This is a genomic window from Deltaproteobacteria bacterium (assembly GCA_019309545.1).
In the GTDB taxonomy this organism is placed as follows: domain Bacteria; phylum Desulfobacterota; class Desulfobaccia; order Desulfobaccales; family Desulfobaccaceae; genus Desulfobacca_B.
Genome location: JAFDGA010000069.1, coordinates 1 through 3,613, shown reverse-complemented (window position 1 = coordinate 3,613; position 3,613 = coordinate 1). Strand labels below are relative to the sequence as shown.

2 protein-coding genes are annotated in these 3,613 nt (G+C 55.7%); both read left to right on the top strand.

Features of this window, described 5'->3' with window-relative positions; translation table 11 throughout:
* Window positions 1–223 precede the first annotated feature (223 nt).
* On the top strand, window positions 224–1,636 hold the full coding sequence (locus JRG72_11550) for a hypothetical protein (protein MBW2135838.1): 1,413 nt from the start codon (window positions 224–226) through the stop codon (window positions 1,634–1,636).
* A gap of 13 nt (window positions 1,637–1,649) precedes the next feature.
* Window positions 1,650–3,613 (top strand): DEAD/DEAH box helicase family protein (locus JRG72_11545; GenBank protein ID MBW2135837.1); only part of this gene is annotated, 1,964 nt, incomplete at its 3' end.

Below are 3,613 nucleotides of genomic sequence, written 5' to 3'. Positions count from 1 at the left end.
CTTGGGCCACCTCACCTTAGTGGAAGGCTTGAACCAATTGAAACCCCTGATTTTGGCCGAATTGGGAGCGGATAAGGGACGGGCGGTGGTGACCTACCTCCAATTCGCCATTGATAAGTGCGTGGATTATAACAGTAGGCAAACAATTTGGCATGTTGGAAGAGGAGTTATTGGCCATACTTTTACAAGACATGACTATTCATTAAAATATTGTTTCGGGGAAATGATTTTCACCGGCCCCAACTCCGGTGCCGCCTGGGGCTTATCTCAGATAGTAGATGCTTATCAAGGCATGGCGGCCTTGCTTTCCCCTTTAAACCAGAGGGTTGAAAAGGGACTGGAATTACCCCTGGTCATCTTAAACCGGACCGCGGCCCATCTGCCGGAAATTCCCGAGCGCTCAGTGGACCTGGTCTGTATGGACCCGCCGTATTACAATAATGTCCAGTACTCTGAACTCTCCGACTATTTTTATGTCTGGCAGAAAAGAACCTTGGGAGACCTTTATCCAGGTATGTTTGGCCGCCGACTGACCAATAAAAAGAACGAGGCGGTGGCCAATCCGGTTCGGGACGGCTCGGATGTTGCGGCGAACCAGGCTTATGAGCGGATGATGGCCGAAATCTTCCAGGAATCCCGGCGGGTCCTGAGGGACGACGGTCTCATGACCCTAATGTTTACCCATAAAAAGCAAGAAGCATGGGAGACGTTAACCCGCTCCTTAATTGAATCGGGCTGGACCATCACAGCCTGTTTTCCGGTTGAAGCCGAGGCCGCCGAGTCCATGCATCAGAAAAATATGGCGGCGGCGGCCAGTTCTATCTTCATTTCCTGCCGCAAGCGGGAAAGGCAGGCAGATTTCCCGGCGCTGTGGACCGGGCTGGGCGGCCAGGGGGTGCAAACCCAGATCCGCCGGGCGGTGGAAGCCGGACTTGAGGAGTTTAAACCCTTAAAGCTCAATCCGGTGGATGAAATGGTGGCCTGCTATGGTCGGGCCCTGCGGGTGCTCTCCGAGCAGTGGCCGGTCCTGGACGGTGATGAGCCGGTCGGGCCGCTTCGGGCCATGAATGAGGCCTCCCGGGTGGTGGCCGAAAACCACATCCGCCGCCTGACCCGGGAGCGCCTGTCGGTGGACGATCTGGACCCTGAATCGGCCATGGCGTTAACCCTGTTTGGCATCTGGGGGTTGAATGAGTTCAGCTATGATGAGGCCCTCAACCTGTCCAAATCCCTGAATATCGCCCTGGTGGGCAAACCGTCCGGCTACCGGGTGGAAGGCCGGATGATCGGCATTAACCAGCAAGGGCCAGGCCGCCGCAGCCGCGGAGCCGATGCCGAGACTGTCGGATTCCATGCCCCCTTGTTGCGCAAAGGTTCCAAACTCCGGCTGGCCCGCCCCGAAGAACGCAGCCCCCAGCGGCTGGCCCACCCTCAGACCGAGTGGGATATCATGCAGGGGGTGTTGGTCTCCTTTCGGGAAGGAGATGTTCCGGTGGCCCGAGCCTATTTAGAACAGAAAGCCCGGGACCATCAGGAGAAGATTCTCGATCTTCTCAGAGTCTGGGCCGCGGAAGTCGATGAGCCGGATTTGCAAAAGGAAGCTGCCAGCCTCTTGTTCGGGTTGGGATTGAGTTAATCAGCAGGGCACCATGAGTCCTCAGAATCTTTTAGACCAAGGTTTTCAGGATTACCCCTGGCGGCTGTCCTACCGCACTTCCACTCTGAAGCCGGACGGCAAGCCCCTTAATATTTTGCAAGACTTTTACCTACCGGTGCTGCACCGGGCGGTACGTTATGATCGGGTGGCGGGATATTTCCGCTCTACTTCCCTGGCTGCGGCCTCCCAAGGCTTTTCGGCGTTGGCCAATCACGAAGGCCAGATTCGGCTGATCGTCGGCGCAGATCTGGCCCCCGAGGACGTGCAGACCATTCTGGCGGCCTATGAGAAAAAGCAAGAAGGTTCAGCCGCTCCAGAGAATCCTTTGGAGGCGGCCCTCACTCGCGAACTGGCAGGGTTTCAGTTCTGGCCGCAAGAGGTGCAAAACGGCGTGCAGCTTCTCGCCTGGCTGATCGCCAAAGGTAATTTGGCAATCCGGGTGGCCTTTCGCACCCATGCCCGGACCGGTGAGCCTTTGCCCTTCGAGTCGGTGACCGATGGTTATGTCCATATGAAATGGGGCCTGTTTTCGGATCTGCATGGCAATCGCATCTATATTTCCGGGTCTCTCAATGAGTCCAAAACTGCCCTGACTCTGAATGCCGAGAATATCGATGTGCACTGCGACTGGCGGGGAGAAACCGAAAGGCAGCGAGTCGAGGAGGCCGAAAGAGAATTTACCACCCTCTGGGAGGATCAATCCCCGGGGGTGCGGGTGCTGACTCTCCCGGAAGCGGTAAGGCAGCAGCTCATCAAGATTGCGGAAGGAATTACCCGCCCTACCGAAATCGACGGCACCAGCGCGGTTCCCTTGGCAGTCCCGCCCTCGGCCCTTGAACTTTTGCGTTTCGCGCTAGTTAAAGATGGCCCCCGACTCCCAGGCGGTCGTTGGGTAGGAATGGAAACCACGCCCATTACTCCCTGGCCGCACCAGGAGGTAGTAGCCCGGCGGGTCATTGCCACCTATCCCTTCAGCTACCTGCTGTGCGATGAAGTGGGCCTGGGGAAAACCATTGAAGCTGGTCTGATCATCCGCTCGTTGTATCTGTCGGGCTTAATCAAACGGGTGCTCATTGCCGCCCCGGCCAGTCTGACCGAACAATGGCACCGGGAAATGGCGAGCAAGTTTTTCCTGCCTTTTGGCAGAGCCCTGGGAGGAACTCCGCCACAACATGAATTTATTCTGCCCTCAGAAGAACAAAAATCGGCAGCAACACTTTATGATCCTGATCTAACCATCATCTCCAGCGGACTGCTGGTCAGACCGGAACGACAGGCGGACCTGCAGGATGCCAAAATTTTTGACCTGACGCTGATCGATGAAGCCCATAATATTCGTCGAAAAAACCCGACCGAGGGATTTAAAGCCGAACCGAAATTTGGCAGATTGTTTAAGATTACTTCCGAGTACCTGCGGCCGAAAAGCAAGTGCTTGCTTCTGGCTACCGCCACTCCGATGCAACTTGATCCGGTTGAGGTCTATGACCTGCTGGGGTTGACTAATAGAGTCGGTGCCTTTCAGTATGATCCCGGCCTGAGCCAATGGTACCATGATATCTTGGGTCGGCTGGTTCGGGGGGAAGCGGTCGCTGACACGGAATACTCCTTTTTACGCCAGGCTATTTTAGGCTTAAAGCAGGAGGATCCTTTTTACAGTCGCTATCTTGAACAAACCGTGATTGATGGGCGTATTCGGGCGTCAGTGCGGCGCTGGTTGGAACAGGGACAGCCGCCACCTCACCGTGATTTAAAGGGGCTTCTCCGCCTGATTTTCTATGCTTCTCCCTTGCACCGGGCGATGCTCCGACATACCCGTGCTCTCCTGGAAATTTACCGGGAAAACAACCAACTGAATGCCAATCTGGCCAGGCGCCGCCTCTTGCCTCTATCCAGCATAACTTTCACTGCCCAAGAGCACAACTGCTATGAACAGCTTGAAGTCTATTGTACAAAGCT

Excerpts from the sequence above, each read along its gene's own strand:
- JRG72_11550 (MBW2135838.1), top strand. The coding sequence starts at position 224 with ATGATTTTCACCGGCCCCAACTCCGGTGCCGCCTGGGGCTTATCTCAG.